Origin of the sequence: Shewanella mangrovi, assembly GCF_000753795.1 — a bacterium.
Lineage (GTDB): Bacteria > Pseudomonadota > Gammaproteobacteria > Enterobacterales > Shewanellaceae > Shewanella > Shewanella mangrovi.
The window spans coordinates 162561-187839 of the sequence record NZ_JPEO01000001.1; the positions used below are offsets into that span (position 1 = coordinate 162561).

A 25279-nucleotide genomic window follows, 5' to 3' on the forward strand; every position below is an offset into this window, starting at 1 on the left:
CGCACGAATAACAAGTTAACTCGTGATCAAGATCACTAACATTGCTTAGTGAACACTAAAGTTGGTCAAATTTGGATATTTCACTAAGACATTTTGACCATGTTGGTAATGCGGTTAAATCTATATAAACAATCAATTTAGTTATTATTAGTAAAATTTAAAGTTAATTTTAACTGTATTGTCAGAGTTTTATTCTGCTTAGTGTTGTGTGTGATTTATATCACATATCGTTATTTGTTATCTAAGGTCTGTATTTAGGATAATCGCGCTATGAGTGGTCGTGTGTTTGGCCACTCAAGTCTGCAGTCGTGAAGCTGCAGTTGGAGAGCACATAACGAAATGAGAGTGTGTGAGATGACATTGAACAGACGACAGTTTTTCAAACTGTGCGCGGCCGGAGCGGCAACCTCAGCGATTTCAGCGCTGGGCTTGATGTCCGAGAAGGCCTATGCCGCAGTGCGAGAATTTAAGCTGCTCAGAGCCAAAGAAACCCGCAACAACTGCCCGTATTGCTCGGTGGGTTGTGGCCTGCTGATGTACAGCCAAGGCAGCGGTGGTAAAAACTCTGAACATGCAATTTTCCATATTGAAGGTGATGCCGACCATCCGGTAAACCGTGGCGCGCTGTGCCCTAAAGGCGCGGGCTTGGTGGACTATGTTAACAGTCCACACCGTTTGCAGTATCCAGAGTATCGTGCTCCGGGGAGCAACAAGTGGCAACGCATCAGCTGGGAAGAAGCTTTTAAACGCATTGGGCGTTTAATGAAGGATGACCGCGATGCCAATCTGATTGAAAAGAATGCTGATGGCGTCACTGTTAACCGTTGGTTGACGACCGGGATGATGACCTCATCCGGTATGGCAAACGAGAGTGGTATTGCCACTCAAAAATTTGCTCGTTCACTCGGCCTTGTTGCCATCGATACCATTGCACGTAACTGACACTCCCCAACGGTAGCAAGTCTTGCTCCAACATTTGGGCGTGGTGCCATGACCAACCACTGGATCGACATCAAAAATGCCAACGTAGTGATTATTATGGGCGGTAACGCCGCAGAAGCTCACCCTGTCGGATTCGGCTGGGTTACAGAAGCGATGCAACATAACAATGCCAAACTGATTGTGGTTGACCCGCGTTTCAACCGCAGTGCGTCTTTGGCCGATCACTATGCCCCAATCCGCTCAGGAACAGACATTGCGTTCTTACTGGGTGTGATCCGCTATCTGATCTCCACCAACCAAGTTAACTTCGACTATGTGAAGGCTTATACCAACGCCAGCTATCTGGTGCGGGATGACTTTGACTTCCACGAAGGCCTGTTCTCTGGTTTTGACGAAGAGAAAAGCGACTACAACAAAGAATCTTGGTTCTACCAACTCGACGACGATGGCTATGCCAAAGTGGATGAAACCCTTGAGCATCCGCGTTGCGTGTGGAACTTGCTGAAACAGCACGTAGAACGTTACGACTTCGACACCGTAAGCAACATCACAGGTACGCCAGTAGCTGACTACCAAATCGTTTGTGATGCGATTGCGAGCACTCACACTAAAGATCGCGTTGCTACCTTTATGTATGCGTTGGGCTGGACCCACCACAGTAAAGGCGCGCAGAACATCCGTACCATGGCGATGGTGCAGCTGCTGCTGGGTAACATCGGTCAATTAGGTGGCGGTGTTAACGCACTGCGTGGTCACGCGAACGTGCAGGGCGCAACCGACATGGGGCTGCTGGCGCAGAGCTTGCCGGGTTACGTCAAACTACCGAGCGAGAAAGAACCTACGCTGGCTGACCACTTGGCGGCGCATACGCCAAAACCTTTGCGTCCAGGTCAAACCAACTACTGGAAAAATTACCCAAGCTTCTATGTTTCATTGCTGAAAGCGTTCTGGGGCAAATATGCCACGCCAGAAAACGACTTTGGTTATGACTGGATGCCGAAATGGGATCAGATGTATGACTTCGGTAAGCATCTGGACATGATGTATCGCGGTGAGGTCAACGGTTGTATCGTGCAGGGTGTTAACGCCATTAACTCCATGCCTAACCGTAACAAGAACTTGAAAGCGCTAAGTAACCTTAAATATCTGGTGGTGCTGGATAACTTGTCCTCTGAAACTGCCACCTTCTGGCAGAACGAGCCAGGCTTCAACGAAGTCGATACTGCCAGTATCCAAACTGAAGTTTTCCGTCTGCCGACGACTTGTTTCGCAGAGGAAGAAGGTTCAATCGTTAACTCTGGTCGCTGGATGCAATGGCACTACAAAGGCGCGAATGCACCGGGCGAAGCGATGGCTGACTCAGAAATCGTGTCTGGCATTCTGATGGAGTTGAAAAAACTCTACGCAGAAGAGGGTGGTCGTCTGCCTGAGCCAGTGAAAGCGGTTAACTGGGAATACACCGATAAGCACAACCCAAGCTCAATTGAGCTGAGCAAAGAGTTGAACGGTTACGACGTGAACACCGGTCGCCAAGTCAGCAGCTTTAGCGAGCTGAAAGCTGACGGTAGTACTGCGTGTGGTTGCTGGTTGTATGCCGGTTCTTGGACCGAGCAAGGTAACCAGATGGATCGCCGTGATAACCACGACCCATCAGGCAAAGGTATCACTCCGGGCTGGGCATTTGCATGGCCAATGAACCGTCGTGTGCTTTACAACCGCGCTTCATGTGACGTGAACGGTAAACCGTGGGATTCAAACCGCACTATCGTTGAGTGGAAAGGCGGCAAGTGGGAAGGCATCGACGTGCCTGACTTCAACGCCAAGTTGAATCCAAAAGACAGTGCGCACCCATTCATCATGCAGCCTGAAGGTGTCGGTCGTTTGTTCGCCCTGAAACTGCTGAAAGAAGGTCCGTTCCCTGAACACTACGAGCCAGTGGAATCACCAATTGGTACTAACCCACTGCATCCTAAAGTGGTGCACAGCCCAGTGCTGCGTTGGTTTGAAGGTGTGAAAGACACCATAGGTACTAAAGAGGAATTCCCGTACGCCTGTACCACTTACTCGCTCACTGAACACTTTAACTTCTGGACGACGCACTGCCGTTTGGCTGCGATCTCTATGCCAGAGACCTTTGTGGAAATGAACGAACAGTTGGCGGCAGAAAAAGGTATTAAGAACGGCGATTTGGTGAAAGTGAGCTCAAAACGTGGCCACATCTTCACTAAAGCTCTGGTGACTAAGCGTCTGCGTCCACTGCAAGTGAACGGTCAAACAGTACACACACTAGGTATTCCACGTCACGGTAGCCATAACGCCCTGACCAAGAAAGCCTACAGCTGTAATGTGCTGACCACAGAAATGGGTGACGCGAACACCGGTGTTCCTGAGTACAAAGCGTTCTTGGTGAACGTTGAGAAGGCGGAGGTCTGATAATGGCAACTCAAGATATTATTCGACGCTCCGGCACTTCGGAAGCAACACCAGCAGCGCAAGCACGTGTGGGCGGCGTTAAACAGGTGGCAAAACTGTTTGATGCCACCAAGTGTAACGGCTGTAAAGCATGCCAAGTGGCTTGTTCTGAGTGGAACGATCTGCGGGAAGAGGTTGGCTCTTTCCAAGGGACTTATCAAAACCCAGCTTCTCTCTCTCCGGAATGCTGGACTTTGATGAAGTACAACGAGGTGGAAGCCGACGGCAAGCTGCATTGGCAGTTCACCCACAGTGCGTGTATGCACTGTGCTGACCCTGCTTGTTTAAAAGCTTGTTCTACTTCGGGCGCTATTGTGCAACACGCCAATGGCACTGTGGATTTCGATTCAGACAAATGCGTCGGTTGCGGTTACTGCGCCAGCGCGTGTCCGTTCGACATTCCCAAGATCAACCCAGTAGACAACAAAGCCTACAAGTGCACCCTGTGTTCAGACCGTACCGCCGTTGGCCTTGAGCCATCGTGCGTGAAAACCTGTACCACTGGCGCACTGCGATTCGGTACTCGCGAAGACATGCTGTTTTATGCAGAGAAACGCGTCGCCGAGCTGAAAGATCGTGGTTTCACCAACGCGGGTATCTACAACCCAGAAGGCGTTGGTGGCACGGGTATGGTGATGATCCTGCGTGACATCAACGACCCAGAAAGCTACGACATGCCAAAAGATCCACAGATCAAAGTCTCTACTGAACTGTGGCAAGACGTGCTCAAACCATTGGGCACTGCGGGTATTTTGGCAACAGCGGGTGTGGCACTGCTGCACCGTATCACTGTAGGTCGCAACATCGTTGAAGAAGATCAACCGGGCTATCGTGACGAAGACCACGAGGAGGACAGCAAATGAACAAACAAAAGATGATTGTGCGTCATAAGCTGTTCGACCGTATCGTCCACTGGTTCATTGTGGCCGTAGGTCTGCTGACATTTTTGACCGGTTTTTCATTCTTCTATCCATCATTTCAGTGGATGGGTGCGATTTCTGGCACTCCACAACTGGCGCGCTTCGTTCACCCAATCGCGGGGTTGATGATGTGTGTGCCGTTGTTGTTGATGCTGGTGCGTTACTACAGCCACAACAAATGGGAAAAAACCGACATTGCCTGGTTTAAGTCAATCAAGGCGGTAATGTTTGAGGATGAAGAGAATATTCCGCCTGTAGGTCACTACAATCCAGGGCAGAAAATTCTGTTCCGCGCCTTTGTGATTTTCGCAATCGCGCTGATCGTGACTGGCATCATGATGTGGCAACCCTACTTTGCCCCATTGTTTGAGTCAGATGCGGTGAGCTGGGCGATTCTGATCCACGCATTATGTGCTGTAGGCATGTTGGTTTTTGTCATTGTGCATTTCTGGATGGCCACCTGGGTAGAAGGTTCTATCACGGGCATGTTGTACGGCAAAGTCTCTTTGGCTTGGGCACGTAAACACCATCCATTAATGGCAAAAGAACACGAAGATAAGGAGTAACGGCAGTGAGTAATGCCAGCGAGATCCCCGTAATGCCGATTGACCCGTCACCGCTAGCGCTAAAACCGCTACTGGCGGCGAAACCGGCAGAAGTTTATGCCCATCGCGCGAAGCGTTTGGAACGTCTAGCGGAAGATTCTCCGCTGGCAGATTATCTCAAGCTGTGTAGTGTTTTGGTTGGTGTGCAAGCCAAGTTAGCGGTGACCGATATGGGACCCGCTCCCGAGTTTAATGCCGACCAAATGCAACCTATGTCAGTGGGCTTCACCCAAGACAACCGTTACTGGTTAGCGCAGTTGCAGTCGTTGTTAAGTGATGCGCTGCCGCTGGTGCCGGCCAATGTGGCCGAGATCATTCGCGAATTGATGCAACAAGCGCCTGAACAATTGGCTGACTGGGGCAATTGTCTGCGCCGCGGAAAATTCAGTGATGTGCCGGCACAATACAGCCTGTTTATCTGGGCTGCGATGTCGCTGTATTGGTCACATTGGGCGCCAGCGCTCATCAGCCGTATGGATGCCAACGCCGTCAAACAGGAAAGCCTGTGTCCGGTTTGTGGTAGTCATCCGGTGGCGAGCATGGTGCGCGAAGAGCCGCGCGAAGGTTTGCGTTATCTGCACTGCAGTCTATGTGAAACCGAATGGCACTATGTGCGGGCGCATTGCACCGCCTGTGACCAATCGGAAGCGATGGAACTGTGGTCATTTGATGACCATCAGGCCGCCGTGCGCATTGAAACCTGCGACGACTGTAAAGGCTATACCAAGATGTTATTTGTCAGTAAATCACCGCAACTTGATGCGGTGGCCGATGACTTAGCATCGCTGGCGCTGGATGCTCAACTTAGTGAGCAAGGTTACAGCGCAACTACGGTGAATCCTTTATTGTTGGCCCATGAAGCTGACGGCTCCGTGTAACAAAAGTTAGGTCGTGGGAGGGCTGTTTACAGCGCTCCCTTTTTTCATTTTTGAAGTGTAGTAGATGATGACCCAAGTATTTGACTCTCCTGAACAGCTCTATCGCTCTCTGCCCTCGATGGACAGCCTGTTGGCGGCTGATGCCTCGCAAAGCCTGAAACAGCAATATGGCAAAGGTGAACTTAAAACGGCCATTAATCAGCTGTTGCAGCAGGCGCGGCGTAATATTGCAGAGCACAACAGTCTGCCAAGTTGGCTAGCGAGCAGCGAGATGACATTTGAGTATTTGGCTCAACATCTACAGCAACAACACCAGTTGAGTTTGCGCCCAGTGCATAACCTCACTGGCACCATCTTGCATACTAACCTGGGGCGCTCACAGCAGTCTGAAGCGGCGATTGAGGCGGTGACCCAAGTCATGCGTTATCCAACACCGCTGGAGTTTGAGTTGCAGGCAGGCAAACGCGGCCATCGCGATAATGCGGTCAGCAGTTTGATCAACCGCCTCACCGGTGCCGAAGCCTGCTGTGTGGTGAATAACAATGCTGCTGCGGTGTTGCTGATGTTGTCATCGGTATGCGCGGGTAAAGAGGTGATTGTGTCGCGCGGCGAGCTGGTGGAGATTGGCGGCGCATTTCGTATTCCTGACATCATGCGTCAAGCGGGTTGTACGCTGGTGGAAGTGGGCGCAACCAATCGCACTCATCTGCGTGATTATGAGAACGCCATCACCGAAAATACTGGTGCGATTATGAAAGTGCACACCAGTAACTACCATATTCAGGGGTTTACCGCGGCGGTCGATGAATCCACTTTGGGTCAGCTGTGCCGTGAGCGTGGTATTCCGTTGATTTCCGACCTCGGTAGTGGTGCGCTGACAGACTTACGTCGCTTTGGGCTTAAGCAGGAACCAATGCCGCAGCAGATGTTGGCCGATGGCGTTGATTTGGTAAGTTTTTCTGGAGATAAATTGCTCGGCGGGCCGCAAGCGGGATTGATTGTGGGTAAGCAGGCCTTGATCGCTAAATTGCAGTCTCATCCGCTAAAACGGGCACTACGTTGCGACAAGCTTATCCTTGCTGCCCTCGAAGCCACCTTGCTGCATTACCTCAACCCGGAAACGCTGGACAGTGAACTGCCGATTATGGCCAAGTTTGCGCGCAGCCAAGCTGAGTTAGCCGAGCAGGCTGCACATTTTGTGGCGCAACTAACCCCGGTGTTTGCGCCTAAGTTTCAGTTACAGGCGGTTGAGTGCCAAACTCAAGTGGGCAGCGGTTCGCAGCCTGATACTCACCTGCCGTCGGTCGCGTTAGCATTCAGCGCGCAGACGGGAGAACTGAGCAAGCTGGAACAGCACTTTAAAGCGCACTCTCGTCCGGTGATCGGCCGCATTGCTAATGAGCAACTGCTATTGGATCTGCGCGGCGCAGATGATTTCGAGCTACTGCTGCAAACGCTGCGTGAGCTGGGAGCTAGTGCATGATTGTGGTCACCGCGGGCCATGTAGATCATGGTAAAACATCTTTGATCCAAAGCCTTACAGGCGTTGATGCCGACCGTTTGCCGGAAGAAAAACGACGCGGTATGACCATCGACCTCGGCTATGCCTTTATGGAACGTGCCAACGGTGAACGCTTGGCGTTTATCGATGTGCCGGGCCACGAAAAATTTATCAACAATATGCTGGTGGGTGTCAGTCATGCGCGGCATGCGCTGCTGATCATCGCCTGTGATGACGGGGTGATGCCGCAAACCCGCGAACATCTGGAGATCTTGTCGCTGTTGCCACTCCGCAGCTTAACGTTGGCGCTGACCAAAATTGATCTGGTAGACAGTGAACGCGTAGTTGAAGTGCAGCAGCAAAGTGAAGCGCTATTGGCAAATTACACGCTCAGCGCCGACCATGTGTTCGCCGTTTCCTCCGTGAGTGGCGAGGGCGTGGCACTGCTAAAACAGCATCTGCAAGCCTTGCCGGAAGATGGTATCGACCATAAGGTGCAGGCGTTTCGTATGGCGCTGGATCGCTCGTTCAGCGTCAAAGGTGCTGGCTGCGTGGTCACCGGCACTGTGATCAGCGGTGAAGTACGGACGGGTGACTTTCTCTATAGCTCGGCGCAACAAGGCATGTTGCGTGTGCGTGGCTTACACAGCCAAGGTCAGGAACAAACGTATGCCAACGCGGGGTGTCGTGTCGCGCTTAATCTGGCCGGAACTGACAGCCATCGTTTGCCACAAAGGGGCGATTGGCTCAGTAATATTGAACAGCCGCAAGCGTGTGAGCGGCCGGTGGTGGCGCTGTCGACATTTGAACCAGTAACGCATTGGCAAAGCGTGCATTGTCATCATGGTGGCGATCACACGTTGGCACGGATCTCGCTGCTGACGGGCCCGGATGCAGCCGGGGTACAGTTAGCGGAATTAATTTTAGAGCAGCCTTTGCTGGTGGCGCAGAACGATACCATAGTGTTGCGTCACGCCAGTGCCAAAGCGACGCTAGGTGGCGCGCGCGTACTCACCTTAGACGTGCCTAATCGAAAAAAACGCAGCGATTCACGTTTGCACTTATTGCAGGCGCTGGCAGCCTGTGAGACCGGGCCTGATGCCATTGCCTTGCTATTACAACGAAAAACCATGCAACGACAACAATTGGCGTGGCGTTGGCAGTTGAATGATAAAGGTGTGGCGGTGATGACGGCTGCGTTATCATTACAAGCAATGGGGGATGCGCTCATCTCCAGCGCACTGTTTAGCGCAGAACAACAGCTATTGTTAGACACATTGGCGATTTTCCACGAGCAACACCCTGATCAGCCTGGGGTGGGGTTACATCGTTTACTCAGAATGGCGCATAGCAGTGTGCCGGATGTCGTGGCCAATGCCTTAGTCACGAGTCTGCTTGAGCAGAAAAAAGTGCTGCGTCGTGGCTCGTTGTTGCTGTTGGCTGAACATAAACAACTGTTATCCGCTGCGGCGCGCGATTTTTGGCAGCGCATTCAGCCATGGCTATTGGCCAATCCCGGCCCCGTTTGGGTGACGGAAATGGCGGAACAGCTGCAGATGACCGCAGATGAGATTCGGCCGTTGTGTATTCAAGTGGTACAGCAGGGATTTATCTCGGCAGTGGTAAAAGATCGTTATATTCTGACCCAACATCTGCTGCAGATCGCTGACATGCTGCGCCAGCACTTTGCTGAGCATGAAGTGTTAGAAACCGCCGAATTTAAGGATATGGTCGGTATGGGGCGTAAGGTCAGTATTCAGATGTTGGAGTTTTTAGATCGCAGTGGCTTTACCCGTCGTAAATATCGTTCTAATAGTCGCGAGTTACGCGATGGGGAACTGTTTACCATGACAGAAGAGTGGCGGAAGAACATAGGAGTCGAACCTACCCGGGACTGCTGGCAGCCCCACCCGGATTTGAAATCCGGACGCCTCACCGGAGACGACGTTCTTCCATCTGAAGACACAAGGATAATAGAAAATGCGATGACATTAAGCAATGTGAAAAATTAATTTGCTTAGCTGTTTGTGAGACAGTTCCTATTTTGTGTTAATTACGCTTGTTTTATATTTTATTGAAGTTTAGAGGGTGCTTATGTTTGATTTGTCAAAAGACGTTATAGTCCAGAAGAATATCACCCTGATTGAAAAAGGTATTGCGTCAGAATTAACCGATAATCTCGCCAATGAAGTTCGCATCGCCCTTGTTTATAACGGTATTTCGCATACGGTAATGTTGGCGACCCCACAAGATATTGAAGCCTTTGCCATCGGCTTTACCATCTCTGAGCGTATTGTTTCAAATGTAAATGAAATCAAAGGGGTAGATATTGATTATGTCGAGAATGGCATTATCGTGAATATTGAAATTACCCAGCGTTGCTTTATGTCCTTAAAAGAACAACGACGTAGTATGGCTGGCAGAACCGGCTGTGGACTCTGCGGTATTTCTCAGCTTGAAGAAGCGGTAAAGCCAATAAAACGTGTTGATGAAACTGTTAATTTTAATTTAGATTTGTTACCTAAGATTTTACAAGAAATAAAAACATGCCAGCGTAATTTTGAATTAACAGGAGCTACACACGCAGCGCTTGGAATTAATAATTCTGGTGACGTGATTTATGCATATGAAGATATTGGGCGTCATATTGCGATGGATAAATTAATCGGTGCATTCTCTCAACGAAATGCTGAAAAACCTGCTGCGGTATTGTTAACCAGTCGCGCAAGTTTTGAGATGGTGCAGAAGGCCGCGAGTGCCGGTGTTGAAGTGCTGTTTGCCATTTCGGCAGTGACCGCCTTAGCCGCCGAAGTGGCAGAAAAAAGCAATATCACCCTTGTCGGCTTCTGCCGCCAAGGCCGTGCCACTGTCTATACCCATCCGCACCGTTTGCAGCTCAACGCGCAATCGCTGGCGAATGCCAAAGCCAGTTAACTGCGACGCTGACATAAACAATCTATTGAAGGACGCTACGGCGTCCTTTTTTGTTGCCAGGCTGTGCCAGTGACCTTGCTTGCCTGTTGTCGCGCGTTGAGTAACATGGCGTTAAGTAAATTAATGCTAAGGAGTCAGCATGCGCTGCCAACAGATAGTGTGTGAACAGGCCGGAGCAGCCGAGGTGATGCAACTTACTCAGGGAGATGTTGCCGCGCCCGCTAGCGGACAAGTATTGATTAAGGTTGCTGCCGCAGGGGTTAACGGCCCCGATATTTATCAACGTCAGGGCAGTTATCCGCCGCCAGCCGATGCTTCTTCTATCTTGGGACTGGAAGTGGCAGGTGAGATTGCCGCTGTCGCCGCTGGTGAAAGCCGTTGGCAAGTAGGTGACAAGGTCTGTGCCTTGGTGCCGGGAGGCGGCTACAGTGAGTATGTACTCACTTGGTCGAGCCATTGTTTACCTGTGCCCAGCGGCTGGCAGTTAGCCGAGGCCGCGGCATTACCGGAAACCTTTTTCACTGTGTGGCATAACCTGTTTATGCGCGGCGGCTTGCAGGCCGGTGAAACGGTATTGATCCACGGCGGTGGCGGCGGTATCGGCTCCACTGCAATCGCACTGGCTAAGGCGTTTGGGGCGAGGGTGATTACCACCTGCAGCGAGGCTAAGCTGGCATTTTGCCGCCAATTGGGCGCGGATCTGGCGATTGATTACGCTGCAGAGGATTTTGTTGCGCTAGCGGCCGAATTTACTCAAGCTAAAGGCGTGCAGTTAGTGCTCGATATGATTGGTGGCGATTATATCAATCGCAACCTGAAGCTACTGAGTTTAGATGGGCGTATGGTGTCGATCGCATGCCGAGCAGGGCGCATGGCGGAGGTCGATGTGGCCATGTTGATGTTTAAACGCATTCACTGGACAGGTTCAACTTTGCGGCCGCAGAGCATTACCCAAAAAGCAGCGATTGCGAGCCAGCTACTACGACAGGTATGGCCGTTGCTCGAACGGGGACAACTTAAACCGCATCTGCATGCAGTGTTGCCATTGGCAGAGGTGGTTCGCGCCCATCAAATGCTGGAACAAGGGCTACATCGAGGCAAGATTGTGTTGCAGGTGGGTGAACCTGATTAGCATAAAAGCTGCTTCTAAAATCGTCATTTAGCTGCAGTGTCGTTGTAAAAATGCGGCATTAATATCAGTAATTAGTTTTTTGTCGCATAAATTCGTTTGCGTTCCAGAATTTTTAGGCTAAATTCGCATTCTGAAACTGGATGCTAAAAACGTCACTTTGAAATGGTCGTTGGTATTCGAGTTTTGCCGGGTTCCGCAAGGTGTAATCAACTAGGTTAATGGCTTGTTTACGCTCGGAATATCAGCGCTGTTGCACGAGTAGACACTTGTTGGGAACGCGCGTTATTTGCTCACAATTTGGTATATGTGTTGATTTAAGGGTATTGGCATATATGTATAACTCTGCAAAAAAACAACTTTGGTATGGCGAGCTGAGAACCGCGCGCGGCAACGTTGTCGTCATCCATGATAATCAGTTACCCGAGGCCGCACCTGGCCGTGTTTTCCTCTACAACACGCAGCGTAAAGCGATCGTGGAATATGTGGAAGATATCGTTAAACCCAACTTGTATGAGTTGAGTGACGAACAGCTTAAAGCTGCGGAAAGCGAATTTGGTGGTGACTGGAAAGCTGCACGTTCTGCCTTTATGGCAAAACAGCAGTCTCGCATCAATCTGGCCAATATCAAAGATAGTGCGCCAGCCAGCAGCCGTAAGGCGAAGCCCGTGGTACAGATGGAGGATGACGATGATTCCGATTCTGACGTGGGTGGCGGTGACGATTACGATAGTGATGGCGATGATGACGATTGGGATAACGACAGCGACGACTACGAAGGTTAAGCGCTGACTATTCCTTGTCGAAGCTATCGACGATAATCGCACCCATAGAAGCGGGCATGGCAATCAGCAGTGTCCGCTTTAGTGCCAAGATTGGCTGATGCAACATCGGCCATTTATCTAGCGCGATCAGTACCACACTGACCACCGCCAAAGTGAGCAGGTAGGCGATGGCGACCCGCAGCCAAAATACGCCAATTCTGCGCATTACATTGGCCTGAAACACACTCTGATAGGCAAATAAGGCAATAAAGCCTAGGCTGAGTAACACCACAAGTGCCATGTTACCCAGTGGCAGCGTTTGCGCTAAATGCCAAGACTCTTCCGAAAAGGCAATCGGCACTGACAGTGCGAATGCACCAATCACAATCTGCCCGGCATCTTCACTATTAAAGTTAATATTCATCAGTTAATGGTATCAAATTCGTAGCGGCTGATATGGTGGTAGAGCTTGCCCGCTTCAATCCAAGGATCACCCAACTGTGGTTGATTGGGGGCATCGGGCAACATTTGCGGCTCAAGACACATTGCCTGATGCGTCTTTAACTGCTGATGCTTGCGGCCAATCGTGCCGCCAATATAGTTACCAGTATAAACCTGCAATCCCGGCTGATTCGTGTGCAGTGTCAGTCGGCGACCTGAGCTGGGCGCGATCAGTTGTGCTGCTTTTTGTAATCCAGCTTGAGCGCTATTCAACACATAGCAGTGATCCAAGCCATCCTCATGTTGGCTTAGCAGACGTTGTAGTTTCTGCGGCGTGCGTAAGTCAAAGGGGCTGTTAGCAACCGACATGACATCTAGTGGCAGTTTATCAGCATCGGGTTTTAGCAGTTCAGTTGCCGACACCTGCAACCAATGCTCGTTAATCGACTCACTTTTATCGAGATTAAAGTAGCTGTGCTGGGTCAGGCTTACCGGACACGCTTTATCGGAAGAGGCGGTAAACTCAACGAACAGATTGTGTCCCACCAAGCGATAATCGAGTTGCACCACGCAGTTTCCGGGAAATCCCATATCGCCATCTTCACTGAGTAAGCTGAGTCTGAGACCATCCGGCAACATGCCGATATCCCAATGACGGCGATGGAAGCCTTCACTGCCGCCATGTAGACAGTGGCCATCAAGATTGGTATCAAGCTGATAGGTGTGGCCCTTGTGGGTGATCTGGCCGTGTTTAATGCGATTGGAATAGCGTCCTGCGACACTCCCCAGCCAAGCTTGCTGGGCTAAGTAGTCGGCCACCGAATCGCAGCCGAGCACAATATTGGCGCGATCGCCATGACGATCTGGTACCCACAAGCAACGAATAATTGCCCCTAAACTGAGGACTTCAATGGCCAGAGTGCCGTTATCGACACGCACTCGTTCCACTTGGCCACCGCGCGGGTCCTGCCAGGGGTCCAATACGGTGCAACGTAACATTGAGCCTCCCTTTTACGTTTGGCGGCAACTACTGCTTAACCGCTTATTTGTCGATTCTGCCGGCTCCTTCGCATGGGCTGCACAGATAGATGCTGGCTTCAAGGCCAGTTTTCGCTTGATATTGTTGTTCGACCGTGGCGATCACTTGATCTGTCAATTCATGTTCGACAAGCGCGACAACACAACCGCCAAAGCCTTTACCTGCAAGGCGCACACCACCACGGCTCCCCACGGTTTCATGTACTAGCGCGACCAGCGTATCAATCTCAGGTGTACTGATCTCAAAGTCATCGCGAATCGAGGCATGGCTTTCCGCCATCAGCTGCGACATCTTACTGATATTGCCACGAGCCAATGCGCGTGCCGCTTGCTGAGTTCGTTCGTTCTCGGTAATCACATGCCGAGCGCGACGAAACGCTATCGGGTCCAGCTCGGCTTCAGCGCTTTGAAGTTGCGCCAGTGTCAGATCGCGCAGGCTATCGAGCCCAAAATGGTGCGCTACTTGTTCACATTGCTGCAGTCGCAGATTAAATTCATCGCTTTGTAGCACCGATGGCAGCCCAGAATTAATCAGCATCAGACTGAGTTCGTCAGGGATTTTGACTGGCTGACATTCGAGATCCATACAATCGATCAGTAGTGCACATTCCTCTTCGGCCATGGCGCTGGTGATTTGATCCATAATGCCGCAGGCATAACCAACATAATGGTTTTCACCGCGTTGTGCCAATTGCGCCACGGCGAGCGGTGATAGATGCAACTGACTGGTGTCGTTAATGGCGCTGCCAAAGGCGATTTCCAGCGATGCAGACGCCGCCAGCCCTGCGTTAGCGGGCACATTGCCGACCACGGCTAAATCGAGGCCTTTGGCGGGTAAACCACTGAGTGCCACGGCGGCGCTAAAGCCTTTGAGATAGTTGATCCAACCATCCTCTGGCTGCATCTCGCCTTCGTCACCAAAACGCCATTGGCGAATATCGCTGAAGGCATCAGACACGGCGCGAAACTGGTCATCTTTGCGGACTTTGACCGCAATGACAGTATGAAAGTTGATAGCGACAGGCAGGACAAAACCATCGTTATAGTCGGTATGCTCTCCAATCAAATTCACCCGAGCTGGCGCGCTAAACAGCATATCAGGCTTGGTTCCAAAGGTTTTAACGAATAATTTGGTGGCACTAGGTGCTGGATTGGACATAGATTGGTAGATCCTGCTAACTCAACTGAAGCAAATGCTTTGCACATTTATGATGCAGTTATACCACGACTGCATTGAGAAGAGTTAGCAGGATTTTAAGCTCTATTTCATTCTGTTATGGCACCGCCCACAGTAGGCTTGCCCTCGTCTTGGGCATTGCTTCTTTCTGCAACGGGTAAATGGCTCATCACATGGTCAACAAAACCGGCACCAGCAGCTTCGTAAAGGTTATAGACCGCGTTCACGCCCAGTTCTCTCAAGGATTGAGCATCTTCACTGTATTGAATGATGGCGCTGATATTGCCTTGATAATCACGTTTCCGCAGCTGCTCCACCGCAAAAATATTACCGGCGTGATAGGGCATCGCCAGCAGCACAAGCTCCAGCGCCGGGGCGCGTTCCAGCTTATCCCAGAAGTCAGTATCGGCGGCGTCGCCTTGCACGACATTACGACCACGTTCGCGATGGTATTCAACCAGCTCTTGCTTATGTTCGATGCCGAGGATGTTGTCACCAAAACGTGTCTTGAGTTCATCATAAGCACCGCTACCAATACGCCCCATCCCGAGAATCAAAAAGCGCGGATTGCCCAGCGAAATTTGGCGATCTTCCGGGTGCAGCGGTGATTTTTCTAAGCGACTCAGGTGCAGGCTAAAGCGACCATAGATGTGCGCCACCATATTGTTGAGCGGCGCGGCCACTAAGAAACTGGCACTCAAGGCAACCGCGATAATTAACAGCCAATGGGCTGGTAGCCAGCCTTTATGGGTGGCGACGGCGGCCACAATCAAACCAAATTCGCTGAAGTTACCGAGGTTAAACGCGCCCATAATCGCGGTACGCGAGCGCAGATGAAAGCGCGTCAGCAACCAAATAAACAGCGCTACTTTAATGGGAATGAGTAGCATCAGAATACCGGCCATACCGATATCTTCTAATGACGGCAACCCATTGAGACCGATGGTGAGAAAGAAGGCTACCAAAAACAGCTCTTTGAAATAGAACAGTGACTTGGCCAGCTCGGATGCTTTTTTATGTCCCGCCAGTAGCATCCCGGCGATCAGCGCGCCGAGATCTGGCTTCATGCCTACCAACTCAAATAACCAAGCGCCGCCAACCAGTGCCATCAACAGGCCAAATAGCACCAGTAACTCGCCATGGCCGACACGGTCAAATAGCCGATACAGCAGTGGCCGTAATAAGGGTAAACCGAGCAGGGCAAATGCCCAAGGGGAGGGAAAATTTCCTTTCGACACGGTTAAAAACAGCACCGCAAAGATATCCTGCATAATCAGAATACCAATGGCGACTCGGCCATAGAGCGACTGCATATCGCCTTTGTCTTCCAGCACTTTTACCGCAAATACGGTGGAGGAAAAGCTCAACGCAAAGGCGATCAAGGCGAGCTGTTGCCAGTCCAAATCAGCAACCCGAGACACTCCAATTGCGCCCAGCAGCATCAGCAGCGGCATAAAGATCAACATCGACAGTAGCAGATGCAAACTTGAACCGGCCCATACCTCGGCTTTAAACAGGCTGCGGACATCAAGTTTTAAACCGATGGCAAACAGCAGCAAGGTCACCCCCAGATCGGCCAGTGAATGCAGCAAAGGTAAGCTGTCAGCTTGTACTCCAAATACATAGAGCACAAATCCCGCTGCCAGATAACCAATCAATGGCGGCAGATTAATGGTATTCACAGCCAGACCACAGGCAAGGGTAATAATGAGGATTGCGGGTTCCATAAATGAGAGGTTAACAAGCTGTCCTTGAATACACTCATCATAAGCGATTCAGCGGGATAAATAAAAACGGCTCCTTTATGGGAGCCGCTTTTTTCGCAACTGGAAAGGATTATTGCAGCAGGTGATCCAGATGTGGCGCAAACTCGTCAGCGCTCATAAAACCTGTCACTCGCAGATCGTCACGCAGATTGCCGTCAGCATCGATAAACAGCAGCGTAGGTAGCCCCAGCACATCATAGGCATTGAGTAACTCTTCATCGGCTGGATTCATGTCAGTAACATCGGCTTGCAGTAGCACCATTTGTCCCATGCGTTGCTGCACCGCCGCGTCTTTAAAGGTGATGTTGGCAAACTCTTTACAGGCGACACACCAGTCGGCGTATAAGTCGAGCATCACAGGTTTACCTGCGGCTTTAGCCGCGGTTAACTCAGCTTTAAAGTCGGCAAGGGTTTTGATGGTTTTAAAACTGCCATGCTGCTCACTGCTCGTGCTTGCCTGATTAGAGAAGGAATAGCCTAAATAGCCCATCACCGCTTGCAAGCCGTAGGAGAAACTGGCGAGTAACGCCAACAGCAACAGCACTTCACGGGCGGAGTTTTTCCAGCTCACTGCAGTTAGTTTATTTTGGTGTAGCAGATAGCCCACAAAGCAAATTGCCCACACAGTCCACAGTAGATCAGATACCAATCCTGGCCAGATCCGTCCTAGCATAATGATGGCGACCATGATCAATAGGAAACCGAAGATATGCTTGACGATATTCATCCAAGCGCCGGCACGTGGCAGCAGTTTCCCGCCTGACGTTCCGATTAAGAGCAGCGGCAGTCCCATGCCCATACTGAGCACGTACAAGGTCACAAAGCCTTGCAGCAAGTCACCGCTTTGCGCCACATACACCAGCACGGCAGATAATGGCGCAGTGGTACATGGTGAAGCGACTAAGCCAGACAGTACCCCCATGACGAACACGCCGCCGAGTTTACCACCTTGCTGTTTATTCGAGATGCCGGTGAGCTTTTCCTGCCAGCGTGAAGGCAGTTGCAACTCATACAGGCCAAACATCGACAAACTCAGCAACACAAACAGAATCGAGATGGCAATCAATACTGGCGGACTTTGCAGTGCCGCTTGGTATTTCATCCCCGCAGTTGCCACAATCAGGCCCAATACCGAGTAGGTGATCGCCATGCCCTGCACGTAGGTCATTGACAGGGTAAAGGCACGCGCGGTTGAGACCTTGCCACCTTGACCGACGATAATGCCCGATAAAATGGGGTACATAGGGAACACACAAGGTGTCAGTGCCAGCCCAATACCCAGTACAAAGAAAGAGACTAAGGTCAGTAGCCAGTTATCACCATGTACCAGTTTTTGCAGCAGCGAATCTTGTTCAGTGAGTGGTGCTTGTGTGGCGCTCACTGCCGCTGCGGTGGCGTTATCGCTGGCCGCAACGTTGGCGTTAGCTAATGTGCCATCGTTGGCAGCAACTTGTGTCAGCGGGACTTCACGGGTCGTTGGTGGGAAACACAATTTGCCTTCAGCACAGCCCATAAAGGTAACACTGAGCTTACCGTCAGCCGCGGCTTGTTTGAGGGCGACGGGAATCTCGATATAAGTGCGGTATACCTGCTGATTGCCAAAGTAATCATCGTGGTGATCTTCACCTGCAGGCTTAACGATATCGCCCAATTCGGCATTGCTGGCAGCAAATTTGAGCTTATCGCGATACATATAATAACCATCGGCGATGACCCAGCTGAGGGTCACTTTATTGCCGTCTTGCATCGCTTCAAAGGCAAACGCCTTCTCCACTGGCATTAATTCAGGTTCACTTTTGAGGAACGGAAATGCTTTGGTGAGGCTGTTTTCGGCCTGAACTGCAGTGGTTACCAGCACCAATACACCAAGCAGCAGGGGGAGCAGTCGTTTCATCATTTTGTGTTGTCTTTGATCCAATCCAGATACGCAGGGAACCCCGCCGTGGCCGTCACTGCCAGCAGTTCGGGTACGTCGTAGGGATGAAGGGCAACTAATCGTTGCGCTAATGCTTGATAGACACTGGCAGAACATTTGAGTTGCATGGCGACTTCAGTTTCGTGACAGATCTCGCCTTGCCAGCGGTAGATGGAGGTCATAGGTGCAGACACTTGCACACAGGCCGCCAAATTTTCTCTGACTAAAGTATCCGCTACAGCAAGCGCTGTTTCCCTATCGGGAAAGCTACTAAAAACCAGCAGTGCGTCAGTGTTTGAATCCGCCATAAAACTCCTGAAAACCGAGAGTTAGCATCAGCTCTATCCCGTGACAGGCCATCTACTTTACGTGTTTTACAGTAAAAGTGCATTAAGCGTTTGCTGAAACAGTGAGCTTAGGCGGCAAATGCTAAGGCTTGAAATTTGTGGCCAAAGCCCCCAAGTTATGGGTAACACTCGTAGATTAAGTGAATGTCATGCCATTTCTGTTTTTACTGTTACTATTTTTGGTCCCGGCGATGGAAGTTTCGCTGATGATGCGCGTCAGCGAAGTCATTGGTGGCTGGAATACGTTGGCATTAGTCATTCTTACCGCGGTGGTGGGGGTCTCTTTAGTTCGCAGCCAAGGCATCGTCACGCTGATGAGCGTGCAACGCAAATTGGCATACGGAGAAGTACCGGGGCAGGAGATTGTCGAAGGCATGATGTTGGCGTTAGCCGGAGTATTACTGCTGATCCCAGGTTTTATGACCGACTTAATTGGGTTGTTGATGCTGACGCCTTTTACACGTGCGCCAATTGCTAAGCTGGTGTTGAAGCGTTTGCAGTTGCAAGTGGTGACCAGCCGTTTTGGTCAGGGCAATAATCCCTTTTCACAGGGGCCATTTCAGGGCGACTTCTCGCGTCCACGACAAGACGATGATGTGATTGATGGTGAATATGAGCGTAAGCCTGATGAAGTGAGTCCAGAGGCGCGTTTAAAAGATGATAAAGCGACTGATGATGAACAGCAGCCTCCAAAATCTTAACCTCTGATACGATGAAAAAAGTCCGCAATTAGCGGACTTTTTTTATGGCGTTCATTTTCCTATGGTCTGATCAGACTCCACTATCGAGCCACACGGCGAGTGGCGGATCTCTTGAGGCTCTTTCACCTTGAGCGCGATAAAGTAACACACCACACCGGCGATGAAATTGGTGACTGGCAGCGCCAGCATCAGCCCTTTAATTCCACCAAGGTAAGCCCCCACTGCGGCGAGCGGCAGCATCAGAACGAACAAACGCAACAGATTGAGCACCAGCGACGCCATTGGGCGGTGATAAGCATTCAACGCTGTGGCCACAATAATGATGGTGCCAAGTGGTCCGTAGGCTAGTGGCAGAAACTGTAAATAAAAGGTCAGCCAAGTGAGCACTTGTGGATCGTCACTAAATAGCCCGGCAATCGGCGCGGCAAAGCAGACCAGCGGAATATACAGCAGAGTTTGAAATACCAGTACAAAGCGAATGGCCAGTAACAGCGCCTGTCGTGCCCGTTCTGGTTGCCCGGCACCTAAGTTTTGCGCGACAAACGGCACCACGCTGGAAGACAGCGCCATCGCCACAATCAGCATCACCGACTCTAACCGTGTACCAGCACCAAACGCCGCCACCGCGGTGTGATCCATTCGCGCCAGCATCGCCATGATCACCGCATTGGCCAACGGATTAATCAGATTCATCAGTGCTGCTGGTTGGGCAATATGCGCCAAACGGCGCCAGTTGACGCGGTAACGTGTCACGCAGATACGCGCGGTGCTCAGCAAGTGCCGCTTGATGATCAGTAGGTAGCCTGACAAGCCTAAGGCCACCACCCACGAAATGACACTGGCAATGGCGGCACCTTGCAGCTCCATGCGTGGAAATGGTCCGATACCGAAAATTAGCAGCGGATCCAGCAGCAAATTGATCAGCGCCGCTAGCGCTAAAATCTTAGCTGGCGATTTTGTGTCGCCGGTGGCTTTTAGCCCTTGGTTACCGACCATCTGCAGCACCAAAATGGGCACTCCGATAAACCAGGGTTGCATATAATGATGGATAAGTGGCAGCAAACTATCTGATGCGCCTAGCAGGCTAAACAGCGGTCGAAACAGTAGACTACCGAGTAGCGACAGTGCCGCAGTAATCAAAAAACTGAGCAACAGTGCATCGTGCAAAAACACTTTGGCTAACGGTGCATGACCGCCGCCGATTAAACGCCCCAAATTGGTGGACACGCCCGCACCAATCCCGATAGCGATACTGATGATCACTAAGGTAATGGGAAAGGTAAAACTGATAGCGGCCAGCGCCTCAGTTCCAAGACGACTGACAAAAAAGGTATCAACCAGATTAAAACCGAGTACCGTCAGAATGCCCAGCATATTGGGCAGGCTCATGTTGAGCAGCACACGACCGATTGGCTGGCTGAGCAGCCCGTGTCTGTCTCTCATTGTCAGTACTACCCCGTGAGAAAAATAAAAAAGAGAGGAAAAGCGCCTCGCGTCGGCGCTGATTTTATCAGGATTCATCGCTGGCGGACAAAACCTCAATTCGGAAAGACTGATTTAGCGCCAAAAAAATTAAAAATTTTTTCGATCTGGCACTTGGAAGTGGCAAATGCGGCCCCATATACAGACCATCAAGCGACGACTCGGACAGTCGGCGCAGTTATTAACCTGTAATATCGCCTAAATAATGTTGGGCAAAACGTCATTAGGAGAATCCATAAATGAATATTCGTCCATTACATGACCGCGTGATTGTAAAACGTCTGGAAGTGGAAGCCACTTCAGCGGGCGGCATTGTGTTGACTGGCAGCGCGGCCGAAAAATCTAGCCGTGCCGAAGTTCTGGCAGTAGGCAATGGCCGGATCTTGGAAAATGGCGAAGTGCGGCCGCTGGATGTGAAAGTTGGTGATGTAGTGATCTTCAATGAAGGTTACGGCGTGAAGAAAGAAAAGATCGACGGTGAAGAAGTGTTGATCCTGTCTGAATCAGATCTGATGGCTATCGTAGACTAAGCCACTTTCTAACCATAAGACATTCCAACGAATTAACGTATTAAAGGATAATCAACATGGCAGCTAAAGAAGTATTATTTGGTAACGACGCACGCGTAAAAATGCTGGCGGGTGTTAACATTCTGGCTAACGCAGTTAGAGTGACACTGGGCCCTAAAGGCCGTAACGTTGTTTTGGACAAAAGCTTCGGCGCGCCACTGATCACCAAAGATGGTGTTTCAGTTGCTAAAGAGATCGAACTGGAAGACAAGTTCGAAAACATGGGCGCACAAATGGTAAAAGAAGTTGCGTCTAAAGCGAACGACGCAGCAGGTGACGGTACTACTACCGCTACCGTTCTGGCACAAGCGATTGTTAACGAAGGTCTGAAAGCGGTTGCCGCTGGCATGAACCCAATGGACCTGAAACGCGGTATCGATAAAGCCGTTGTTGCCGCTGTTGCTGAACTGAAAGCCCTGTCTCAAGACTGCTCCGATTCAAAAGCTATCGCCCAAGTAGGGACTATCTCTGCTAACTCTGATGAGTCAATCGGCGAAATCATCGCGACTGCGATGGAAAAAGTCGGTAAAGAAGGCGTGATCACTGTTGAAGAAGGTCAAGCGCTGGAAAACGAACTGGACGTAGTAGAAGGTATGCAGTTCGACCGCGGTTACCTGTCTCCTTACTTCATCAACAAACCAGAAACTGGCTCTGTTGAACTGGATAACCCATTCATCCTGTTGGTTGACAAGAAAATCGCGAACATCCGCGAATTGCTGCCAATTCTGGAAGGTTTGACTAAAGCTGGCCGTCCACTGTTGATTGTGGCAGAAGACGTTGAAGGTGAAGCGCTGGCAACTTTGGTTGTGAACAACATGCGCGGTATCGTGAAAGTGGCTGCGGTTAAAGCGCCAGGTTTCGGCGACCGTCGTAAAGCGATGCTGCAAGATATCGCTATCCTGTCAGGCGGTACTGTTATTGCTGAAGAGATCGGTCTGGAACTGGAAAAAGCCACTCTGGAAGATTTGGGTAGCGCTAAACGCGTGGTTATCACCAAAGACAACACCACCATCATTGACGGTGTAGGTGAACAAGACCAAATCAAAGCGCGCGTTGAGCAAATCAAACAACAAATCGCTGAATCAACTTCAGACTACGACAAAGAAAAACTGCAAGAACGTATGGCTAAACTGGCTGGCGGTGTTGCAGTAATCAAAGTCGGTGCAGCTACCGAAGTTGAAATGAAAGAGAAAAAAGACCGCGTTGAAGACGCACTGCACGCAACTCGCGCCGCTGTTGAAGAAGGCGTTGTTGCTGGTGGTGGTGTGGCTCTGGTTCGCGTTGCTTCAAAAATCAAAGACGTTGCAGTGGCTAATGAAGACCAAAAACACGGTGTGGTTATCGCTCTGCGCGCAATGGAAGCACCACTGCGTCAAATCGCGACCAACGCCGGTGAAGAAGCCTCAGTTGTGGCTAACACTGTGAAAAACGGTGAAGGCAACTACGGTTACAACGCTGGTAACGATACCTACGGCGACATGCTGGAAATGGGTATTCTTGACCCAACTAAAGTGACCCGTAGCGCACTGCAATTCGCAGCGTCTATTGCTGGCCTGATGATCACCACCGAAGCGATGGTATCTGAACTGCCACAAGATAACGCTGGCGCGCCTGATATGGGTGGCATGGGCGGTATGGGTGGCATGGGCGGCATGATGTAATCCATCATCGCTGACCGATGAATTGAGTTCGGCTCAATTCATCACCCAGACGCAACAAAACCCTCGAACGTCAGTTCGGGGGTTTTGTCTTTTTTGCCTGAACATGCAGAGCTTGGGTCAATGTCAGCGGGGAATATTTTGCAAATCGAGATGACCTCCCAGCAGATTTCAATTCTCGTAATGGGCGTTGATAGTTGCTTTAGCAATCGCTGCTGTTAGCTATCACGCATTCTGAGTGATGCTTGTGAGCTGCTTTAAAAATCGACAACTTACTTGTTAGTAACTTGGCAGGAATACTCTAAGGTTTAAACATCGCGTCAAGAGTCGCAAAGGAGTGCTGACGTCAATTACATGGAGGATTTATGGATATGACAGATAAAGAGTTCATTACTGAGGTTGAGCGCTACTACTGCAAGCAGCAACGCTCCAAATGGCAGTCGCTGCTTTGTGGTTTTGGACTGATGGCGCTGACATTATTTGGGCGTGAGTGGTTGGTTGGCATTGACGAAGAGCTTCCAACGGTATTTTCAATGTCAGCCGGACTGAGTTTCGCCTTCTTCCTCATCAATTACTGGGGGACACCTGCCGATAAACTGCTGGGGGAAGCGGTAGAGATACTGACGAAGTATCGAAAGTTCAGAGGATAACCCCGCTAGGGTTGCTTGTTTTGGCAATTTCTCTGCAAATTATTCAGCACTCTGACGCTTGTTGGAGTGCTTTCATGTGTTAACCGCAAAAGCCACTGTTCACACATTTCACTCTGGATCTCAATCCAATGTTCATTGCTGACAGACACTTCGTCCTCGCATGGCGCAGTGATAATTCCGTTCACTTTCATCATGGTTTTCTATCGACAGACGTGTTCGCCAATACTAGGCTGGGCTCTGTCTTTGCTGGCGCTCGGGGAGCGCATCAGCGTATTTAAAGGAGCGACTATGAAAGGCATGATTTTGAAACAACCCGGCGGCTTTGAGCAGATCTGCTTGAGTGAGCTGGCTGATCCAGGTCAACCTGGTCCGGGAGAAATCCGAGTGGCCATCAAGGCAAGTTCGCTCAATTTCCATGACTTATTAGTGGCTAACGGCACAGTGCCAACCGCCGAAAATCGCATCTTGATGTCAGATGGTGCCGGTGTGGTGGATGCCATAGGTGAAGGTGTCGAGGAGTTCGCAGTAGGTGATGCCGTGGTTTCCACTTTTTTCCCTAACTGGGTTGCTGGGAAACCGTTTGCAGGTGTCGGGCATTTTGGGTTTACGCCGGGCGACGGCTCCGAGGGAATGGCGGCAGAATATGTTGTGCGTCCGCTGAGAGCCTTTACTAAAGCGCCTAAAGGATGGACACATGCAGAAAGCGCGACGATTACGACTGCCGCGTTAACCGCTTGGCGGGCATTGGTGGTCGATGGCCAGTTAAAAGCAGGGGAGACTGTGTTAACGATGGGCACAGGCGGCGTATCGATTGCCGCGATGCAACTCGCGAAAGCAATGGGCGCACGGGTGATTGCCACCTCATCCTCTGATGCAAAGCTGGCTAAGGTTAAAGCGCTGGGAGCGGACGCGGTGGTGAACTATAAAACACATCCAGAGTGGTCGCAGGAGGTGCTGCGCCTGACGAATGGCGAAGGCGTTGACCATGTGGTAGAAGTCGGTGGCCCTGGTACGTTGGCACAATCGATTTCCTCGGTAAAAGTGGGCGGGCATATTGCCTTGATTGGGGTGCTGACCGGTGTGCAAGGCGAGGTACCAACGGCCCTGCTGATGGCGAAACAAGCCCGCCTGCAAGGGTTAATTGTTGCGAGCCGGCGTGATCAACAAGAATTTATTGCGGCCTTGGAAGTCAATGGTATTCGTCCTGTGATTGACAGCACTTTGCCATTTGCACAACTTGCGGACGCTTTTGCGCACCAACTGAGTGGCAAGCATTTCGGCAAAATCTGTGTAGAGTGGTAAGTGATATTGTTGTTCGCGAAGGTGAATCACTAAAAAGAAGGCTACGGCCTTCTTTTTAGATGTCGAGTGTCCTTTACATTAGGGATTA

At 50.7% G+C, this 25279-nt stretch carries 20 protein-coding genes, 1 tRNA gene and 1 pseudogene; 14 read left to right on the forward strand and 8 right to left on the reverse strand.

The features are described 5' to 3' along the window. The first annotated feature begins 360 nt into the window (after positions 1–360). The 6 genes and pseudogenes from fdnG to selB all read left to right on the forward strand — a co-directional run. On the forward strand, positions 361–3375 hold the full coding sequence (gene fdnG, locus HR45_RS00680; RefSeq protein ID WP_156103989.1) for a formate dehydrogenase-N subunit alpha: 3015 nt from the start codon (positions 361–363) through the stop codon (positions 3373–3375). 2 nt (positions 3376–3377) lie between these two features. Continuing rightward, entirely contained in the window at positions 3378–4277 is a 900-nt protein-coding gene (fdxH, locus tag HR45_RS00685) for a formate dehydrogenase subunit beta (protein WP_037438705.1), read from the forward strand. After that, positions 4274–4900 (forward strand): formate dehydrogenase subunit gamma, encoded by a 627-nt coding sequence (locus tag HR45_RS00690; protein WP_037438707.1) that lies wholly within the window; start codon positions 4274–4276, stop codon positions 4898–4900. Before fdxH ends, HR45_RS00690 begins: the two co-directional genes overlap by 4 nt. 5 nt (positions 4901–4905) lie before the next feature. Beyond that, positions 4906–5817 (forward strand): formate dehydrogenase accessory protein FdhE, encoded by a 912-nt coding sequence (gene fdhE, locus HR45_RS00695; protein ID WP_037438709.1) that lies wholly within the window; start codon positions 4906–4908, stop codon positions 5815–5817. A 64-nt stretch (positions 5818–5881) separates the two neighbouring features. Then, positions 5882–7300: an L-seryl-tRNA(Sec) selenium transferase gene (gene selA / locus HR45_RS00700; protein ID WP_037438711.1), complete on the forward strand. Its 1419-nt coding sequence runs from the start codon at positions 5882–5884 to the stop codon at positions 7298–7300. Then, positions 7297–9108 (forward strand): annotated as a pseudogene (selB, locus tag HR45_RS19785) (selenocysteine-specific translation elongation factor); the annotation flags it as partial. The gene selA and the pseudogene selB, both read left to right, overlap by 4 nt. 69 nt (positions 9109–9177) lie before the next feature. Here the strand turns inward: selB and HR45_RS19330 are convergent. Continuing rightward, a tRNA-Sec gene (locus tag HR45_RS19330) sits at positions 9178–9272 on the reverse strand. A 140-nt stretch (positions 9273–9412) separates the two neighbouring features. On the opposite strand from HR45_RS19330, the gene fdhD reads away from it, so the two are divergent. The 3 genes from fdhD to HR45_RS00720 all read left to right on the forward strand — a co-directional run bounded on the left by fdhD (position 9413) and on the right by HR45_RS00720 (position 12166). Further along, positions 9413–10252, forward strand: a complete 840-nt coding sequence (fdhD, locus tag HR45_RS00710; protein ID WP_037438715.1) for a formate dehydrogenase accessory sulfurtransferase FdhD — start codon at positions 9413–9415, stop codon at positions 10250–10252. A gap of 139 nt (positions 10253–10391) precedes the next feature. Further along, complete coding sequence (locus HR45_RS00715; RefSeq protein ID WP_037438717.1) at positions 10392–11384, forward strand: NAD(P)H-quinone oxidoreductase; 993 nt, start codon at positions 10392–10394, stop codon at positions 11382–11384. Between the two features lie 332 nt (positions 11385–11716). Beyond that, the gene (locus HR45_RS00720) at positions 11717–12166 is read left to right on the forward strand and encodes a hypothetical protein (RefSeq protein WP_037438719.1); all 450 of its coding nucleotides are present in this window, start codon (positions 11717–11719) and stop codon (positions 12164–12166) included. A 7-nt stretch (positions 12167–12173) separates the two neighbouring features. Here the strand turns inward: HR45_RS00720 and HR45_RS00725 are convergent, their stop codons facing one another. The 6 genes from HR45_RS00725 to cutA form a co-directional block, all read right to left on the reverse strand. Further along, complete coding sequence (locus HR45_RS00725; protein ID WP_037438721.1) at positions 12174–12569, reverse strand: DUF2391 family protein; 396 nt, start codon at positions 12567–12569, stop codon at positions 12174–12176. Continuing rightward, on the reverse strand, positions 12569–13585 hold the full coding sequence (locus tag HR45_RS00730) for an aldose epimerase family protein (protein WP_037438724.1): 1017 nt from the start codon (positions 13583–13585) through the stop codon (positions 12569–12571). The genes HR45_RS00725 and HR45_RS00730 overlap by 1 nt, the downstream gene beginning before the upstream one ends. A gap of 43 nt (positions 13586–13628) precedes the next feature. Then, positions 13629–14783 carry a galactokinase gene (gene galK, locus HR45_RS00735; protein WP_037438725.1) on the reverse strand — a complete coding sequence of 385 codons (1155 nt, stop codon included), beginning with the start codon at positions 14781–14783 and terminating at the stop codon, positions 13629–13631. A 107-nt stretch (positions 14784–14890) separates the two neighbouring features. Then, on the reverse strand, positions 14891–16528 hold the full coding sequence (locus HR45_RS00740; protein WP_037438727.1) for a cation:proton antiporter family protein: 1638 nt from the start codon (positions 16526–16528) through the stop codon (positions 14891–14893). Positions 16529–16637: 109 nt separating this feature from the next. After that, entirely contained in the window at positions 16638–18461 is a 1824-nt protein-coding gene (locus HR45_RS00745) for a protein-disulfide reductase DsbD (protein WP_037439365.1), read from the reverse strand. Further along, complete coding sequence (gene cutA, locus HR45_RS00750; RefSeq protein ID WP_037438730.1) at positions 18461–18790, reverse strand: divalent-cation tolerance protein CutA; 330 nt, start codon at positions 18788–18790, stop codon at positions 18461–18463. The genes HR45_RS00745 and cutA overlap by 1 nt, the downstream gene beginning before the upstream one ends. A 188-nt stretch (positions 18791–18978) precedes the next feature. Between cutA and HR45_RS00755 the strand changes: the two genes are divergently transcribed. After that, a complete protein-coding gene (locus HR45_RS00755) occupies positions 18979–19530 on the forward strand; it encodes an FxsA family protein (protein ID WP_037438731.1) in 552 nt (183 codons plus the stop codon). Positions 19531–19581: 51 nt separating this feature from the next. Here HR45_RS00755 and HR45_RS00760 read toward each other — a convergent pair whose 3' ends face one another. Beyond that, positions 19582–20973 carry an MATE family efflux transporter gene (locus HR45_RS00760; protein ID WP_037438733.1) on the reverse strand — a complete coding sequence of 464 codons (1392 nt, stop codon included), beginning with the start codon at positions 20971–20973 and terminating at the stop codon, positions 19582–19584. A 278-nt stretch (positions 20974–21251) separates the two neighbouring features. On the opposite strand from HR45_RS00760, the gene HR45_RS00765 reads away from it, so the two are divergent. The 4 genes from HR45_RS00765 (at position 21252) to HR45_RS00780 (ending at position 25191) form a co-directional block, all read left to right on the forward strand. After that, on the forward strand, positions 21252–21542 hold the full coding sequence (locus HR45_RS00765) for a co-chaperone GroES (protein ID WP_037438736.1): 291 nt from the start codon (positions 21252–21254) through the stop codon (positions 21540–21542). Positions 21543–21598: 56 nt separating this feature from the next. Further along, positions 21599–23242 carry a chaperonin GroEL gene (gene groL, locus HR45_RS00770; protein WP_037438738.1) on the forward strand — a complete coding sequence of 548 codons (1644 nt, stop codon included), beginning with the start codon at positions 21599–21601 and terminating at the stop codon, positions 23240–23242. A gap of 362 nt (positions 23243–23604) precedes the next feature. Beyond that, positions 23605–23889, forward strand: a complete 285-nt coding sequence (locus HR45_RS00775) for a hypothetical protein (RefSeq protein ID WP_037438740.1) — start codon at positions 23605–23607, stop codon at positions 23887–23889. A gap of 288 nt (positions 23890–24177) precedes the next feature. Further along, the gene (locus HR45_RS00780) at positions 24178–25191 is read left to right on the forward strand and encodes a zinc-dependent alcohol dehydrogenase family protein (protein WP_037438742.1); all 1014 of its coding nucleotides are present in this window, start codon (positions 24178–24180) and stop codon (positions 25189–25191) included. The last annotated feature ends 88 nt before the right edge of the window (positions 25192–25279 follow it).

What these genes read in the sequence shown, in the direction of transcription:
- fdxH (WP_037438705.1), top strand. Translation starts at nt 3,378, where the DNA reads ATGGCAACTCAAGATATTATTCGACGCTCCGGCACTTCGGAAGCAACA.
- HR45_RS00690 (WP_037438707.1), top strand. Translation starts at nt 4,274, where the DNA reads ATGAACAAACAAAAGATGATTGTGCGTCATAAGCTGTTCGACCGTATC.
- selA (WP_037438711.1), top strand. Translation starts at nt 5,882, where the DNA reads ATGATGACCCAAGTATTTGACTCTCCTGAACAGCTCTATCGCTCTCTG.
- fdhD (WP_037438715.1), top strand. Translation starts at nt 9,413, where the DNA reads ATGTTTGATTTGTCAAAAGACGTTATAGTCCAGAAGAATATCACCCTG.
- HR45_RS00715 (WP_037438717.1), top strand. Translation starts at nt 10,392, where the DNA reads ATGCGCTGCCAACAGATAGTGTGTGAACAGGCCGGAGCAGCCGAGGTG.
- HR45_RS00720 (WP_037438719.1), top strand. Translation starts at nt 11,717, where the DNA reads ATGTATAACTCTGCAAAAAAACAACTTTGGTATGGCGAGCTGAGAACC.
- HR45_RS00725 (WP_037438721.1), bottom strand. Translation starts at nt 12,569, where the DNA reads ATGAATATTAACTTTAATAGTGAAGATGCCGGGCAGATTGTGATTGGT.
- HR45_RS00730 (WP_037438724.1), bottom strand. Translation starts at nt 13,585, where the DNA reads ATGTTACGTTGCACCGTATTGGACCCCTGGCAGGACCCGCGCGGTGGC.
- galK (WP_037438725.1), bottom strand. Translation starts at nt 14,783, where the DNA reads ATGTCCAATCCAGCACCTAGTGCCACCAAATTATTCGTTAAAACCTTT.
- HR45_RS00740 (WP_037438727.1), bottom strand. Translation starts at nt 16,528, where the DNA reads ATGGAACCCGCAATCCTCATTATTACCCTTGCCTGTGGTCTGGCTGTG.
- HR45_RS00745 (WP_037439365.1), bottom strand. Translation starts at nt 18,461, where the DNA reads ATGAAACGACTGCTCCCCCTGCTGCTTGGTGTATTGGTGCTGGTAACC.
- cutA (WP_037438730.1), bottom strand. Translation starts at nt 18,790, where the DNA reads ATGGCGGATTCAAACACTGACGCACTGCTGGTTTTTAGTAGCTTTCCC.
- HR45_RS00755 (WP_037438731.1), top strand. Translation starts at nt 18,979, where the DNA reads ATGCCATTTCTGTTTTTACTGTTACTATTTTTGGTCCCGGCGATGGAA.
- HR45_RS00760 (WP_037438733.1), bottom strand. Translation starts at nt 20,973, where the DNA reads ATGAGAGACAGACACGGGCTGCTCAGCCAGCCAATCGGTCGTGTGCTG.
- HR45_RS00765 (WP_037438736.1), top strand. Translation starts at nt 21,252, where the DNA reads ATGAATATTCGTCCATTACATGACCGCGTGATTGTAAAACGTCTGGAA.
- groL (WP_037438738.1), top strand. Translation starts at nt 21,599, where the DNA reads ATGGCAGCTAAAGAAGTATTATTTGGTAACGACGCACGCGTAAAAATG.
- HR45_RS00775 (WP_037438740.1), top strand. Translation starts at nt 23,605, where the DNA reads ATGGATATGACAGATAAAGAGTTCATTACTGAGGTTGAGCGCTACTAC.
- HR45_RS00780 (WP_037438742.1), top strand. Translation starts at nt 24,178, where the DNA reads ATGAAAGGCATGATTTTGAAACAACCCGGCGGCTTTGAGCAGATCTGC.